Source organism: Streptomyces sp. NPDC046557 (assembly GCF_040645975.1).
Classification (GTDB): domain Bacteria; phylum Actinomycetota; class Actinomycetes; order Streptomycetales; family Streptomycetaceae; genus Streptomyces.
Genome location: NZ_JBEYZH010000011.1, coordinates 1 through 15384, shown reverse-complemented (window position 1 = coordinate 15384; position 15384 = coordinate 1). Strand labels below are relative to the sequence as shown.

Sequence of the window (15384 nt, the reverse complement as noted above, 5' to 3'; positions counted from 1 at the left end):
AGACTGTACCAATGGCCGGGACCGCCCCGACGGGCCCGCACGCCCGCGTGCGGGCCGGCGACACCACCCGCGAGCCCGGCGGGAGTCCGTGCGCGCAAAGCGCATCCAAACCCGCCCGGCGCGCGGAATCCTACGGAATGCCGAGCGGAAGCCCGTGCGGAATCCTGAACGGGGGCACGAGAGCCGAGACAACCATGACGGGAGCGCCATGACGGACGCGGAGGCCACCCACTGCCTGGTCACCGGGGCCACCGGCTACATCGGCGGCCGACTGGTACCCGAGCTCCTCGACGCGGGGCACCGGGTCCGCTGCCTGGCCCGGACTCCCGGAAAGCTGCGCGACCACCCCTGGGCCGGACGCACCGAGGTCGTGCGCGGCGACGTCACCGACCCGGCGTCGGTCGCCGAGGCGATGCGCGGTATCGACGTCGCCTACTACCTCGTGCACGCCCTCGGCTCCGGCTCCGGCTTCGAGGACCGCGACCGCGAGGCCGCGCGCGTGTTCGCGGAGCAGGCCCGGGCGGCCGGTGTCCGGCGCATCGTCTACCTCGGCGGGCTCACGCCGGAGGGGATCGCGCCGCGCGAACTCTCCCCGCACCTGCGCTCCCGCGCCGAGGTCGGCGAGATCTTCCTCGACTCCGCCGTCCCGGCCACCGTCCTGCGCGCCGCCGTCATCATCGGTTCCGGGTCCGCCTCCTTCGAAATGCTGCGCTACCTCACCGAGCGGCTGCCCGTCATGGTCACGCCCAGCTGGGTCGGTACGCGCTGCCAGCCCATCGCGGTCCGCGACGTGCTGCGCTACCTCGTCGGCAGCGCCGGCATGCAGTCCGAGGTCAACCGGGCCTTCGACATCGGCGGCCCGGACGTGGTCACCTACGAGGACATGATGCGCCGCTACGCGGAGGTCGCGGAGCTCCCCAAACGGCTCATCCTGCGGGTCCCGATGCTCACCCCCGGTCTCTCCAGCCACTGGATCGGCCTGGTCACCCCCGTCCCGAGTGCGTTGGCGAGGCCGCTCGCCGAGTCCCTCCGGCACGAGGTGGTCTGCCACGAGCACGACATCGCCGCCTACGTCCCCGACCCGCCCGGCGCCCCGCTGCCCTTCGACCGGGCCCTGGTCCTCGCCCTCCAGCGGATTCGCGAGGCCAAGGTGACCACCCGCTGGTCCTCCGCCGGCGTCCCCGGCGCCCCCAGCGACCCGCTGCCCACCGACCCCGACTGGGCCGGCGGCAGCCTCTACACGGACCGGCGGGAGCTGCCCGTCGACGCGTCCCCCGCCGCGCTGTGGCGGGTGGTCGAGGGCATCGGCGGCGACAACGGCTGGTACTCCTTCCCGCTCGCCTGGGCGGTGCGGGGCCGGCTCGACCGGCTCGTCGGCGGCGTCGGCATCCGGCGCGGACGCCGGGACGCGGCCACGCTGCGGGTGGGCGACAGCCTGGACTTCTGGCGGGTGGAGGAGATCGAGCCGGGAGCCCTGCTGCGGCTGCGCGCCGAGATGCGGCTGCCGGGCCTGGCCTGGCTGGAGCTGCGCGCCGACCCCGATCCGGCGGACCGCCGGCGCTCCCGCTTCGACCAGCGCGCCCTGTTCCACCCGCACGGGCTGCTCGGCCACTTGTACTGGTGGAGCGTCTCGCCCTTCCACGCCGTGGTGTTCGGTGGGATGGCGCGCAACATCGCCAAAGCCGCCGAACGGCTGGAACGCGAGCTGCCCGGGGGCGCATCCGTTCCGCCGTCCGCCGCCGAAGCACCCGGCGCAAGCAGCACCTCACAGCCTTGACCCGGAGCGAGAGCCCATGAACGTCGCGGTGGTCCTCTACACCTCAGACCTGCGCGTGCACGACCATCCGCCGCTGCGTGCCGCGCTGTCCTCATGCGACCAAGTGGTTCCGCTCTTCGTCCGCGACCGGGCCATCGAGGAATCCGGGTTCGCGGCGCCCAACCGCCGCGCCTTCCTGGCCGACTGCCTCGCCGGGCTGGACGACGCACTGCGCGAACGCGGTGGCCGCCTGGTGATCCGTTCCGGTGACGCCGTCCCCGAAGTGCTGGCCCTCGTACGGGAGGCGGACGCCGACGAGGTGCACATGGCGGCCGGGGTGAGCGCGTACGCCCATGCCCGGGAGGAACGGCTGCGCGCCGCCCTGGAGGCGGAAGGCCGTCGCCTGTACGTGCACGACATGGTGGTGACGGCCGTGGCACCCGGCGCCCTGCGGCCCGCCGCCTCCGACCACTTCGCCGTCTTCACCCCCTACCTGCGCCGCTGGACGGAACTGCCCCCGCGTGCCGTCACCGCGGCCCCGCGGGCGCTCCGGGTCCCCTGCTCCCTGCGGTCGGATCCGGTGCCCGAACGCGCGGCCGTCACCGGGGTCTCCCCGGGGCTGGCGCGCGGCGGCGAGCGCGAGGGCCGCCGGCTGCTGCACGCGTGGCTGCGCGCCGGCGTCGACGGCTACCACGACGCCCACGACGACCTGGCCGGCGACGCCACCTCCCGGCTCTCTCCCCACCTGCACTTCGGCACCGTCTCGGCCGCCGAGGCCGTCCACCGTGCCCGGGCCGTCAAGGGCCCCGGCGCCGAGGCGTTCGTCCGGCAGCTGTGCTGGCGCGACTTCCACCACCAGGTGCTCGCCGCCCGCCCCGACGCGGCCCAACGCGACTACCGGGGGCGCCAAGACCACTGGCGCAGCGGCGGCGACGCGCACGAGGAGATCCGGGCCTGGAAGGAGGGCCGCACGGGCTACCCCGTCGTCGACGCGGCCATGCGCCAGCTGCGCCACGAGGGCTGGATGCACAACCGGGGCCGGCTGCTGGCCGCGAGCTTCCTCGCCAAGACGCTGTACGTCGACTGGCGGATCGGTGCGCGCCACTTCCTGGACCTCTTGGTGGACGGGGACCTGGCCAACAACCAACTGAACTGGCAGTGGGTCGCCGGCACGGGCGCCGACACCCGGCCCAACCGGGTGCTCAACCCGGTCCGTCAAGGCGTGCGCTACGACCCCGACGGCGCCTATGTCCACCGGTGGGTGCCGGAACTCGCGGGGCTGCCCGCGCCCCGGGTGCACGAACCGTGGCGGCTGCCGGCGGCGGAGCGGGCCCGGTACGACTACCCGGAGCCGGTGGTGGAACTCGCCGACGGGCTCGCGCGTTTCCGGCAGGGGCGGGGGAGCGCGTGAGCCGCTCCCGGTGCTCCCGCGCCCGGTGGTGAGCGGGTGGACCCCGTGCCGCCCCGCCACCCCGCGCAGCGTCCGCACGACGGCGTGCCGTCCCACGACCCCGTGCCGCCCGGTGCCCCCGAGGAACCCCCGGGGCCGCCGCTGCCCGCCGCCGCGCTGAGCACCGGCGCGGTCGCCCGGCGCCTGGGGGTCTCGCCGACCACGCTCCGGTCCTGGGAGCGCCGTTACGCCATCGGCCCCGCCCGCCGCGAGAGCGGTCGGCACCGCCGATGGACCCCCGCCGACATCGCCCGCCTGGAGTTGATGTGCCGGTTCACGGCGCAGGGCGTGCCCCCGTCCGAGGCCGCCAGGGCCGCGCTCGACGCAGCCGCCGGCGGCTCCGGGGTGGTCCGCCCGGTGACCGTGACGCCGGGCGGGCCCACCGCCCTTCCGCTGGGGGAGGTGCGGGCGGAGTGCAGAGGGCTCGCACGGGCCGCCGTACGACTGGACGCGCCGGCGGTGGAGCACCTGCTGGACACCGCGTTGGCGCAGCTGGGTCCGGTCATGGCGTGGGAGGAGGTGATCGCGCCGACCCTGCACGCCGTGGGCCGCAAGTGGGCCTCGGCGGGGGAACGTTACGTCGAGGTGGAGCACCTGCTGTCCTGGCACGTCTCCGGCGCCCTGCGTCGCCCGCGGCCCGCACCCCGACGGTACGAGGCGCCTCCCGTGCTCCTGGCCTGCGCCCCCGGGGAACAACACAGCCTGCCCATCGAGGCGTTGGCCGCCGCCCTCGGGGAGCGGGGCCTGCCGGTCCTGATGTTAGGGCCGGCCCTGCCCGCCGAGGCGTTGCGCGAGGCCGTGCGCCGTACGGGCCCGCGTGCCGCCGTCCTCTGGGCCCAGTCGGGTACGACCGCGGAGCACGCCCTGGCCCGCGCGGTCGCCGGTATCGCATGGGGGCCGCACGGCGCCCGGGGGCACTCGGCGCTGTTGCTGGCGGGGCCGGGCTGGGGCGCGGCAACCTCGGGCCCGCGCCTCGAGCGGCTGTTCGGCCTGCGCTCGGGCCTCGCGGTCATCGAGCGGCTCGTGTCGGCGCCGGATCCCCGAGCGAGTGGCGCAGGACCAGCAGCGCCCGGCGCATGTGGCTCTTGACGGTGCCCAGCGGCAGCCCGGTCCGGGCCGCGATCTGGGACTGGGTCAGGTCGTCGTAGAACGCCAGCCACAGCACGCGTCGCTGGGCCGCGGGCAGTCGGGCCAGTTCACCGAACACCAGCATGCGGTCGAGGGCCTGTTCGGGCTCCGGCTGCGCGTGGGCGGCGGGGGACCGGACGTGTTCGTGCAGCGCGTGGGCGGCCGCCGCGGTGACCCGGGACCGCCGCGTCCGGGCCTCCAGCGCGTCGGCCACCTTGTGGCGGGTGATTCCCGTGAGCCACGCGCCGAGGCCGCCCGGACCGGGGCGGTACTGCCGTCGGCAGCACCAGGCGGCGAGGAACACCTGCTGGGTGACGTCCTCGGCCTCGCGTTCGTCCCCCAGGGCGCGGCGGGCGAGGGAGTGCACCAGGGGCCGCCAGCGACGGTAGGCGGCCTCCACGCAGTGCTCGTCACCTGCCGCGAAGCCGGCCGCCAAGCGTGCCTCCTGGGACGGGCCGCCGCCGGCGGTGCGCCCCGCCCGCGCCGGCTCGCGGATCAGGTCATTCATGGGTCCGAGCGTGGCCAGCGGTGACGGCCGGGCCAAGTCGCACCGTTTCCGCATCGAATCCGCGATCCGTGGCGTACATGACACGCTCGGGTCATCCCATCGGCGCGACGGACCGTCTAGGGTCCAAGGATGAGCGACTTGTTGCTGGTGAGACACGGTGAGACGGCCTGGAGCGCCACCGGACGGCACACCGGCCTGACCGACGTCCCGCTGACCGCGCACGGCGTCGAGGAAGCCATCTCCCTCGCCCCGTTCTTCCGCGACCGCCACCCCGCCCTGGTGTTGACCAGCCCGCTGCGCCGGGCGGTGGCCACCGCGGAACTCGCCGGGCTCTCGGGCGGAGTCACCGACCCCGACCTGCACGAGTGGGACTACGGCGGTTACGAGGGCATCACCACGGCCGAGATCCGGCGGACCCGGCCCGACTGGTCGCTGTGGACCGACGGCGTCCCGCCGGGCGACGCGGAACACCCCGGGGAGAACGCCCAGCAGGTCGGCGTGCGCGCCGACCGCGCGCTGGCCCGCGTGGACAAGGTCCTGCGCGAGGACCGGGGCGACGCCGTCGTCGTCGCCCACGGCCACTTCCTGCGCGTCCTGACGGCGCGCTACCTCGGCCTGGCCCCGCAGGACGGACGCCTGTTCCTGCTGCGCACCGGCACGGTCGGCGTCCTGTCCACGGAACACGGCCTGCCCGTGGTTGCCGGTTGGAACACCCGCCCCTGAGCCCCGCCCCTGAGCCCCGCTCTGCCGCCCGCTCCGGGCGCCGTTCCGCCTCGCGCACCACCCCCGTGTGCCGGAGCATGCGTATATGGCGCAGGACGGTACGGGCGGCGACGGTGACCGGCGGCGCGGCGGCGATGACGACCGGCGGACCGCGGAGGCCGACGCGGGGCTCAAGGCCGACGCGATCGGTTTCCTCGACGCACTCGTCATCGGCCTGAACTCCACCTCGCCCGCCTACTCGCTGGCCGCGGTCATCGGCCCGATCGTCGCGGTGGCCGGCATCTACGCGCCGGGCGTGATGCTGGCGTCGTTCGTACCGATGCTGCTGATCGCCGCCGCCTTCTACTACCTCAACAAGGTCGACCAGGACTGCGGGACGACCTTCTCCTGGGTGACGCGGGCGATGGGTCCCTGGGCGGGCTGGTTCGGCGGCTGGGCGATCACCATGACCGGCGTCCTCGTCATCGGCTCGCTCGCCGACGTCGCGGTGCGCTTCGGACTGCTCGCCGCCGGCCTCGACGGCCTCGCCGCGAACGAGGCGGTCCGTCAGACGCTCGCCGTCGTCGTCATCCTCGCCATGACCGCAGTCTGCGTCATCGGCACCGAGATGTCCGCCCGGGTCCAGGACGTGCTGATCCTGGCCCAGGTGGTGTTCCTCCTGGTCTTCGCGGTGGTAGCCATCTACCGCGTCTACGCCGGCACCAGCGGCCTCGGCGCGGTCAGACCGTCCGTCGATTGGCTCAACCCCTTCGGAGCGGGTGGCGCGGCGCTCACCGGCGGACTGCTCCTCGGCGTGTTCATCTACTGGGGCTGGGAGTCCGCCGTCAACCTGACCGAGGAGGTGGAGGACTCCGCCACCGCGCCCGGCAAGGCGGGCATCTGGTCGACCGTCGTGCTGTTGGTGACCTACCTGGCCGTCGGCTACGCCGTCGTCGCCTACGCCGGAACCGGCTTCCTGGCGCGGAACGCGGGCCAGGAGGAAGCCGTCTTCGCCCTGCTCGCCCGCGACGTGATGGGCGGCTGGGACTGGATGGTGCTCCTCGCGGTCTGCACCTCCGCGCTCGCCTCCACCCAGACCACGATCATCCCCGCCTCCCGCACCGCCCTGTCGATGGCCCGCCGGCACGCGCTCCCGCCGTCACTGTCCCGCATCCACCCCCGCTTCCGGACTCCGGACGTGAGCACGTGGTGGGTGGCCGGCATCGCCATCGGTTGGTACCTCGTCGTCAACCAGATCAGCGAGAACGCGCTCCTCGACTCGTTGACCGCGCTCTCGCTGCTCATCGCCTTCTACTACGCGCTCACCGGGCTGGCCTGCGCCGTCTACTACCGGCGCCACCTGCTGGAGAGCTGGCACAACTTCCTGCTCATCGGGCTCGGCCCGGTCGTCGGCGCGGGACTGCTGACCTGGCTGCTGGTGGAATCCGTGGAAGACATGTCGGACCCGGAGAGCTCGGCCGGGGGCGTCTCCTGGCTGGGTATCAGCCCGCCGCTGCTCATCGGCATCTGCATCGCCGTCGTCGGCGTGCTGGTCATGTGCTTCTGGCGGCTCCGGGACGCGCGGTTCTGGCAGGAGCGGCGCGGGGTGGCCGACCCGGCGCTCGTTCCGGGCCGGCACCGGACGTCGCCCTGAGGGCGGCATGTGAGGCGTGAGGCCTGTCAGGAAGGGAGGAGTGCACGATGTCCGTGGTCCTGGGGTACGACGAATCGCCCGGCGCGGAACGGGCCCTGCGGGTCGCCCTGGAGGTCGCCGCCGCCTTCGGCGAGCCCCTCGTCCTCGTCTTCGGCGCGGCCGCGCCGGGCGGCGCCGGGGAGGAGTACCGGGCCCACCGGGAGGCCGTCCGACAGGCGGGCCGCAGCGCGCTCGCCCACGCCGTCGCGGCCGCGGACGAGGCGGGCGTCCCCTCGACGGTCGAGGTGGCCGACGAGAAGCCCGCGCAGGCCCTCCTGGACGCGGCCGGGCGCCACCGGGCGCGGGTGATCATCGTCGGCACCTGGGGCGACAGCCCCATCCGCGGCGCCCTCCTCGGCTCGACGCCGCACAAGCTGCTGCACCTGTCGCCGGTACCCGTGTTGTGCGTGCCGACCGAGGAACCGGCCTGACCCGGGAGTTGCCCGTGGACGAGGGCCCTACTCGTAGATGTGCTCGGCGTACCGCGGGCCGTAGTCGGGCGGCGGGCACGGGGGACGGGGGACGGGGCGGGGGACCGGGAAGGCGGTTCGGTCACTCGGCGATTTCCGTGCGCTCCCACCACTCGTAGACGGGAACCCGCCCCTGCGGGGCGTCCCGGAAGCGGGCCGTGGCCTTGAAGTGCTCGTATCCGCCCCGGTGCGCCACCTTCACGTCCTCGCCCGGTGCGGGGGCCGGGACCAGACGCTCCGGAAGGTCGTCCGGGCCGCCCTCGAGGGCCGCTGTGGTCGCCATGGTCGTCATGGGACCAGTCTCGCCACCCACTGGGCCCGGCGCACCTCGGCGGGCCGCTCCCGGCCCCGGCGGGCAGAATTGAAGAGGCCGCCCGAGCCCGCCGCGCGGGCGCCGGACAGCCAGCTCGCGCTCGGCGCGCGGAAGGGGGCGGCGATGCCACCGGACCGGCAAGGGGACGGCGAGGAGAACCCCGGCCCCGTACGGGCCGCCGAGGACCGCGGCCCCCTGCGGTCGGAGCCGGGCTCGCTGCTGGAGCACGTGCCGGTCGCCGTCCTCGGCTTCGACGACGAGGACCGGGTCTGCTACTGGGGTCCCGGCGCGCGCAGCCTCTTCGGCCACGAGGCCGCCGCCGTCCTGGCCCGCCCCGCGGCGATGCTCTTCCCCGGCCGCGACCCGGGCGCCGCCGCGCGGCTCTCCGAGCGCGCCCGAACCCTCGGCTACTGGCGCGTGCGGCTGCCCGCGCTCCACCGGGACGGAACGGTCTTCGACTGCGGCTTCCGCGTCTTCCCGCTCACCGGCAGCACCGGCCGCTCCGTGGTGATGGGCCTGGCGAGCAGAAGCGTCGAGCTGGACCGCGTCAAGACCAACCTGGCCTTCCTCGACGCGCTCTTCGAGACCTGCCCGATCGGCCTGGTCATGCTGGACGAGGAGCTGCGGTACGTCCACCTCAACCAGGCCCTCGCCGACATGGACGGCATGCCCCTGGACGAGCACCTCGGCCGCCGTATGACGGACATCATGATCACCTCCGACGGCGGGGAGTACCAGCGCCTCCTGAAGGCCGTCGCGCAGGAGGGCCGGACCGTGGTGGACACCCTCGTCGGGCTGCGCACCCGGGGCCACCCCGACCGCGACCAGGTGCGGTCCGTGAGCCTGTTCCCGCTCAGCGGCGCGGTGGGCACCCGACGCGGCGTCGGCGGCCTCCTGGTGGACGTCACCGACCGGGAAAGGGCCATCATGGAGGTCACCGCGGCCCGGCAGCGGCTCGCGCTCCTGGACCGCGCCGCCGCCGGCATCGGCACCACCCTCGACCTCAACGTCACCGCGCGCGAGCTGGTCGAGGCGGTGGTCCCGGAGTTCTGCGACGCCTGCGTGGTGGAACTGGTGCAGTGGATGTACGAGCCGGAGATCTTCGACCCCCGGCTGCCGCTCGTCACCCGCCGGATCGCGCAGGGCACCACCCTCCCGCCGCCCGCCGACGAGCTGCTGGGCGGCCTGGAGCGGGTCACGTACCCGCCGGGCTCCAGCATCCACGCCATGCTCGACACCGGCCGCCCCCTCTCGGTCCCGGTGAACGACGACTTCGTGGCCAGGACCGTCACGCACCGGGAGCGGGCCCGGCTGCTCCTGGAGAGCGGCCTGGCATGCATCCTCATCGCCCCCCTGATCGCACGCGGCACCGTCCAGGGCATCACCATGTTCGGGCGCTCCGCGGCCCGTCCGGCCTTCTCCGAATCCGACCTCGCCCTGGCGTCCGAGTTGGCCTCGCGTGCCGCCCTGTGCCTGGACAACGCCCGCCTCTACGGCCGCGTCCAGGACATCGCGCTCACCCTCCAGCGCGCCCTGCTGCCCAGCGCCCCCGTCGCCGGCCCGCACGCCGACATCGCCCACCGCTACCTCCCCGGCAGCCGGGTCACCGAGGTCGGCGGGGACTGGTACGACGTCATCCGGCTGCCCGGCGACGAGCTGGCCCTGCTCGTCGGGGACGTGATGGGCCACGGCGTCCCGGCCGCCGCGGCGATGGGCCGGCTCCGCATCACGGCCAAGGCGCTCGCCGGGCACACCCCCGACCCCGAGGCGCTGCTCGCGGAACTCGACGCCTGCGCCCAAGAGGCCGGCATCGAACTGGCGACGTGCCTCTACATCCGCTACGACCCCCACACCGGCCACGCCCGCGTCGCCAGCGCCGGGCACCCCCCGCCCCTGCTGCGCCACCCCGACGGCACCGTGGAGCGGATCGGCGACGTGCTGGGCGTCCCCCTCGGGGTGGGCGGCGTGCCGTTCCGCTCGACCGTGACGCTGATCCCCGAAGGCGCCGTCGTGGCCCTCTACACCGACGGGCTCGTCGAAGCCCGCGACCAGGACATCGACGCGGGCATCGACGCCCTGCGCGACCAACTGCGCGCCCCGGTGGACTGCCTGGAGGAGACGGTGGACCGCATCCTGGCCCGCCTGCTGCCCGCCACCCCGACCGACGACACCGTCCTCGTCCTCGCCAGGCTCCGCCGCGCGCCCCGCACGGGGCCACAATGAGAAGGGAGATCTTCCCGCGGGTGCCGGAAAGGCGAAGCCGATGACGTACGCAGCCGTCAGCGCACTGAGCCACGCCGGACTGCTGCGCGAGCACAACGAGGACAGCCTGGTCATCGGGCCGTGGACGCTGTGCGCCACCGAGACCCGCAACCCGCAGCTGTTGGTGTTCCCCCTCGGCTCGCCGCTCGTCATCGCGGTCGCCGACGGCATCGGCGGACAGGCGGCCGGCGAGGTCGCCAGCGCGCTCGTCGTCCGGCGGCTCGCGGAGCTCGGGCCGTCGCTGGACGGCGAGGACGCCCTGCGGGAGGCCCTGGACCTGTGCAACCGCGCGGTGTACGACGCCGCCGAACGGGAGCCGGAGCTGACCGGCATGGGCACCACCGTCGCCGGTACCGTCGTCCTGCCGGAGTCCGTGCTGACCTTCAACGTCGGCGACAGCAGGGTGCTCGACGCCTCCGACGGGGCGCTGCGCCAAGTGAGCGTCGACGACAGCCCACCGCTCCCGCCGGGCCGCCGCACGACCCCCCTCATCACCCAGGCACTCGGCGGCGCCCGCGCTTTCCACGCCGTCACCCCACACGTCCGCACCTCCCCGCTCGCCGTCGGCAGCCGGTACCTGATCTGTACGGACGGGCTCACCGACCCCGTGCGCGAAGACGTCCTCCACGGGCTGCTGCGAGAGCACGACGACGGCCGCGCCGCCTTCGAGCTGTGGAAGGCCGCCATCGACGCGGGCGGACCGGACAACATCACCCTGGCCCTGGTGCGCATCGGCGAGGCGTGACACGCCCTGGTCGTACCGCCCTGGTCCGTTGGCATCCGATGGCCGACTCCACGTTCGGTTCGCTGTGCCAATGGCCCAGTCTGGCGAGCCGGGCTTGAGCCAGTGGGCCCCCGGATGGTTATCTGTGTCGTATCCATGTACTTACGGCGCCACGCAGCGCCGGACGGCAACGAGGCCGCTCCGGACCGTGGCGCCTTCGCCGTGCCCGTACGCCGCCCACCACCCCCGGGCGGTCACGGGCCCGGCGCGCACCATCGCGAGGGGGGCGGCACACCGCCGTGAAGAGGATGTTCGTGGCTCCGGACCCGGGGCTGATGAGACTCAGGAACTCGCTGCGCGCCGTCGTCGGCGTGGGGCTCGCCGTCGCCGCCGCCCAGGTCGTGGGTCTCTCCGTGACCGCCTCCATCGCCGGGGGACTGGCCGCCCTGCTGGCGCTCTTCACCGTGCTCGACGCGAGCGTGCGCGCCCAGCGGGTGACCACCGCCCTGCTGCCCGTCGCCGGCTTCCCGGTCCTCGCCTTGGCCACCGCCCTGCACGGCCTGCCGCTCGCCCGCGACCTCGCCTTCCTCGCCGTCGTCTTCGCCGGTGTCCACGCACGCCGCTGGGGGCCGCGCGGCCACGCCCTCGGCATCTTCGCGTTCATGAACTTCTTCATCACGCAGTTCCTGCACGCGGTGCCCGCGCAACTGCCGGAACTGTTCGCCGCCGTCGGGCTGGCCCTGCTCGCGGCCGGCGCCGCCCGGTTCGTGCTCTGGCCCATCGAGCGCCGTACCCCACCCCCCGCCGCCCCGCCCGGTCTGCCCGGCACCGGGCTGGCCCGACCCACCACCCGGCAGGCCTTCCAGGCCACGGCCGCCTGCGCCTTCGCGCTCGGCATCGGGCAGGCCCTCTCCGAGGACCGCTGGTACTGGGCCGTGGGCACCGCCTGGTGGATCTTCGTGAACACCGCCTCGCGGGGCGAGACCCTCGTCCGCGGCTTCCGCCGGGTCGTGGGCACCGTCACCGGGATCGCCGCCGGACTGCTGGTCGCCGTACCGCTGCACGGCGCGCCGGCGCCGACCGCCGCGCTGGTCGCCGTATGCGTCTTCGGGATCTTCTACACCGCCGCGCCGTCGTACTCGTGGATGATGTTCTTCGTCACCGTGATGGCCGGTCTGCTCTACGGTCTCCTCGGCGTGCTGCATCCCGGCCTGCTCCTGCTGCGCTTCCAGGAGACCGCCATCGGCGCCCTGGGCGCCGCCCTCGCGGTGGTGCTGGTACTGCCCGTGACCACGCACGCCGCCAACGACGCCTGGATCCAGCGCGCGCTGCACTGCGTACGGGCCTGCACGGCGGCCTCCCTCGACCGCCTCGCCGGCCACCCCGACGCGGACCCGGCCCCGCACGCCGCCGAACTCGAACTGCTCCTGGGCCGCGTCCGGATGGCGCTCGGCCCCCTGGTGCACCCGCTGAGTCCGCTGCGCGCCCGCAAGGCCCGCGCGCGGCAGGTCCTGGAGCTGCTCGACGCGTGTGCGCGCGAGGTACGGGGCCTGGTGGCGGTCGCCGCCGACCCGCAGGCATCGCACGACGCCCGGCTCGCCGCCGCTTGTTGGCGGGTCGAGGCGGCGGTGGAGGCGCTGACCGCCCCGCGGGACGGCGTCCGCCCCGCGGTTTCGGCCATGGGGTCCCGGCCCTATCCGGCCGAGCCCGTCCTCGCGCACCTGCACGGTCTGGAGCACGCCCTCCTGGCGCTGCACGTTCCGCTGCGGACACATCCGCGGGCTCCGCTCGTGGTCAGCGCCTGATGGCCGGCCACTAGGGTGCCGAACAGGCGGGCATTCTACGGCGCCTGAGGACGCCTTCCCCGGCGGTCTCGCGTAGATCACCCGGAGGAGTGTTCCGGCCGTCGTCCACCCACGCCGCTGACCTGCCCCGTGTACAACGGGTGAGGTTCACCGCACATTCATTCGGCATGTCCGGGGTGGATCTGAACGGACAGGGGGTAACGGCCCGGAATGGAAATTCTTGAAGAGCGCTCGGGCACCGCTCAGGTGTGGGAGGCCGCCGAGGAGTTCATCCGGCTCTTCCACCGGGAGAACCCGGAAGCCGGAGATCCGAAGGCCCGACTGGCCGCCGTGCGCGCCGAACTCGCCGGGACGGGGACCTACCGCCACACTCCGGCCGAGCTCGTCCACGGTGCCCGGGTGGCCTGGCGCAACAGCAACCGCTGCATAGGCAGGCTCTACTGGAACTCGCTGCGGGTGCGCGACCGCCGCGAACTCACCGACGCCGACGCCATCGCAGAGGAGTGCTTCGCGCACCTGAGGGAGGCCACCAACGGCGGCCGCGTGCGGCCCACCATCACGGTCTTCGCCCCCGACGCCCCCGACCGCCCCGGTCCGCTCATCTGGAGCGAGCAGCTCATCCGCTACGCCGGGTACGGCGACCACCCCTCCATAACCGTCGGCGACGCCCGCAACGCCCCGCTGACCAGGGCCCTGCTCGACCTCGGCTGGTCGGGCGGTCCCGGCACCCCCTTCGACCTCCTGCCGCTCGTCGTCCAGGGCGTCGACGACAAGCCCCGCTGGTTCGAGACCCCGGCCGATGCCGTGCTGGAAGTGCCGATCCGCCACCCCGACGGCCCCGACCACTGGCACGACTGGGGGCTGCGCTGGCACGCAGTCCCCGCCATCTCCAACATGTGCCTGGAGATCGGCGGCATCCACTACCCGGCCGCGCCGTTCAACGGCTGGTACATGGGCACCGAGATCGGCGCCCGCAACCTCGCCGACACCGACCGCTACAACCTCCTCCCCGCCGTTGCCCGCAGGATGGGCCTCGACACCTCCAGCGACCGCTCGCTCTGGAAGGACAGGGCGCTGGTGGAGCTGAACCGGGCGGTCCTGCACTCCTTCGACGGGGCCGGGGTGAGCATCTCCGACCACCACACCGAGTCCCGGCGGTTCCTCTCGCACCTGGAGCGCGAGGAGCGCAAGGGCCGTGCGGTGGGCGCCGACTGGTCCTGGATCGTCCCGCCGATCTCCGGGGCGGCGACCCCGGTCTTCCACCGCACGTACGAGGACCGGCCGAGCGCCACCGCGTACGTCCACCACGCCGGGGCCCACGAACGGGCCAAGGGACGGGACTTGGTCTAGACCTTCTGTTACCGTCGTTTTCGACCGGATCCGGGACGGCGGGATGAGGCACCTGTGGATGGCGCGCGCAGCACGGACCAGAGCGGCGGACACCGGGCCTACATCGGCTCGTTCACCTCGGGGGGCGGCCGCGGCATCACCACCGCGGCCGTGGATCCGGCCACCGGGGCGCTGACGCCCCTGGCGGTGACCGAGACGGCCGAGAACCCTTCCTGCCTCACCCTCGACCGGCACGCCGGCGTGTTGTACGCGGTGAGCGAGGCCGAGGACGGCGGGGTCGCCGCCTACCGCACCGGGGCCGACGGGCTGACCGCCCTCGGGCCGCTCGTCCCGGTCGGCGCCTCGGGGCCCACCCACCTCAGTCTGGCGGGGCGGCGACTGCTGACCGCCAACTACACCTCGGGCAGCGTCAGCAGCCTCCCGCTCGACCCGGACGGCGTCCCCTGCGGTCCCCCGGCCGTCCTGGCCCACCAGGGCGCGGGGCCGCACCCGGAACGCCAGCAGGGACCGCACGCCCACCAGGTGCTGGCCGCCCCGGGCGGCCGTTGGGTCCTCGGCGTGGACCTCGGGACCGACTCCGTACGGGTCTGCGTCCTCGATCCGGCCGACGGCCGACCGCGCCTTCACCGGGAGACCGCGCTGCGGACCGGCTCCGGCCCGCGCCACCTCGCCTTCCACCCGGACGGGGAGACGGTCTACGTCCTGCACGAGCTGGAGCCGCTGTTGACCGTCTGCCGCTGGGACGCGGGGGAGGGGCGGCTGGAACCGGCCGACGAGGTCGCGGTGCTCGCCGAGGAGGCCCCGGCGGACACCCGGCCCTACCCCTCGGTCGTCGCCGTCTCGCCCGACGGGCGGTTCGCGTGGGCCGCCGTACGGGGTGTCGACACCATCACCGCCTTCTCCCTCGCCGACGGGCCCGCCAAGCCCCGGCTCACCGCGAGCGTGGGCTGCGGCGGCGTCTGGCCGCGCGACCTCGTCGTGGACCCCTCGGGACGCAGGCTGTACGTGGCCAACGAATGGTCCGGCGACGTCACCTGGTTCGACCTGGACGCTGTGACCGGCGAGCCACGCCGGGCGGGCTCCGTCGAGGTGCCGGCCGCCGCCTGCGTGGTCTTCGGGCCGTAGGCCGCAACGCACGAGGGGCCGCGCACCGGTGATCACCGGTGCCTACGCGCACTTCCAGTACAACACCGGCCGGGTGCCGCGGCTGCTCGCGAAGGCCG

General features: G+C 74.3%; 13 protein-coding genes. 11 read left to right on the top strand and 2 right to left on the bottom strand.

What is annotated here, in order from left to right:
* The first annotated feature begins 208 nt into the window (after positions 1-208).
* The 3 genes from ABZ934_RS20140 to ABZ934_RS20130 all read left to right on the top strand — a co-directional run bounded on the left by ABZ934_RS20140 (position 209) and on the right by ABZ934_RS20130 (position 4295).
* On the top strand, positions 209-1777 hold the full coding sequence (locus ABZ934_RS20140) for an SDR family oxidoreductase (protein ID WP_361314892.1): 1569 nt from the start codon (positions 209-211) through the stop codon (positions 1775-1777).
* Positions 1778-1793: 16 nt separating this feature from the next.
* A complete protein-coding gene (locus tag ABZ934_RS20135) occupies positions 1794-3167 on the top strand; it encodes a deoxyribodipyrimidine photo-lyase (protein ID WP_361314890.1) in 1374 nt (457 codons plus the stop codon).
* A gap of 102 nt (positions 3168-3269) precedes the next feature.
* The gene (locus ABZ934_RS20130) at positions 3270-4295 is read left to right on the top strand and encodes a MerR family transcriptional regulator (protein WP_361315193.1); all 1026 of its coding nucleotides are present in this window, start codon (positions 3270-3272) and stop codon (positions 4293-4295) included.
* Here the strand turns inward: ABZ934_RS20130 and ABZ934_RS20125 are convergent.
* Positions 4216-4842: a sigma-70 family RNA polymerase sigma factor gene (locus ABZ934_RS20125; protein ID WP_361314887.1), complete on the bottom strand. Its 627-nt coding sequence runs from the start codon at positions 4840-4842 to the stop codon at positions 4216-4218. The genes ABZ934_RS20130 and ABZ934_RS20125 overlap by 80 nt on opposite strands.
* A gap of 129 nt (positions 4843-4971) precedes the next feature.
* Between ABZ934_RS20125 and ABZ934_RS20120 the strand changes: the two genes are divergently transcribed.
* From ABZ934_RS20120 to ABZ934_RS20110, 3 genes are all read left to right on the top strand, one after another.
* On the top strand, positions 4972-5565 hold the full coding sequence (locus tag ABZ934_RS20120) for a histidine phosphatase family protein (RefSeq protein ID WP_361314884.1): 594 nt from the start codon (positions 4972-4974) through the stop codon (positions 5563-5565).
* Between the two features lie 85 nt (positions 5566-5650).
* On the top strand, positions 5651-7198 hold the full coding sequence (locus tag ABZ934_RS20115) for an APC family permease (protein ID WP_361314882.1): 1548 nt from the start codon (positions 5651-5653) through the stop codon (positions 7196-7198).
* Positions 7199-7245: 47 nt separating this feature from the next.
* On the top strand, positions 7246-7668 hold the full coding sequence (locus ABZ934_RS20110; protein ID WP_361314879.1) for a universal stress protein: 423 nt from the start codon (positions 7246-7248) through the stop codon (positions 7666-7668).
* Between the two features lie 121 nt (positions 7669-7789).
* Here the strand turns inward: ABZ934_RS20110 and ABZ934_RS20105 are convergent, their stop codons facing one another.
* Complete coding sequence (locus ABZ934_RS20105) at positions 7790-7990, bottom strand: DUF5988 family protein (RefSeq protein WP_361315190.1); 201 nt, start codon at positions 7988-7990, stop codon at positions 7790-7792.
* A 153-nt stretch (positions 7991-8143) separates the two neighbouring features.
* Here ABZ934_RS20105 and ABZ934_RS20100 point away from each other — a divergent pair, with 153 nt between their 5' ends.
* The 5 genes from ABZ934_RS20100 to ABZ934_RS20080 all read left to right on the top strand — a co-directional run bounded on the left by ABZ934_RS20100 (position 8144) and on the right by ABZ934_RS20080 (position 15286).
* Complete coding sequence (locus ABZ934_RS20100) at positions 8144-10243, top strand: SpoIIE family protein phosphatase (RefSeq protein ID WP_361314877.1); 2100 nt, start codon at positions 8144-8146, stop codon at positions 10241-10243.
* A gap of 40 nt (positions 10244-10283) precedes the next feature.
* Positions 10284-11027 carry a protein phosphatase 2C domain-containing protein gene (locus tag ABZ934_RS20095; RefSeq protein ID WP_361314874.1) on the top strand — a complete coding sequence of 248 codons (744 nt, stop codon included), beginning with the start codon at positions 10284-10286 and terminating at the stop codon, positions 11025-11027.
* 287 nt (positions 11028-11314) lie between these two features.
* Positions 11315-12811: an FUSC family protein gene (locus ABZ934_RS20090; RefSeq protein WP_361315187.1), complete on the top strand. Its 1497-nt coding sequence runs from the start codon at positions 11315-11317 to the stop codon at positions 12809-12811.
* 210 nt (positions 12812-13021) lie between these two features.
* A complete protein-coding gene (locus tag ABZ934_RS20085) occupies positions 13022-14161 on the top strand; it encodes a nitric oxide synthase oxygenase (protein WP_361314872.1) in 1140 nt (379 codons plus the stop codon).
* A gap of 54 nt (positions 14162-14215) precedes the next feature.
* Positions 14216-15286, top strand: coding sequence for a lactonase family protein (locus ABZ934_RS20080; protein WP_361314869.1), 1071 nt, complete (start codon positions 14216-14218; stop codon positions 15284-15286).
* Positions 15287-15384: the final 98 nt, after the last annotated feature.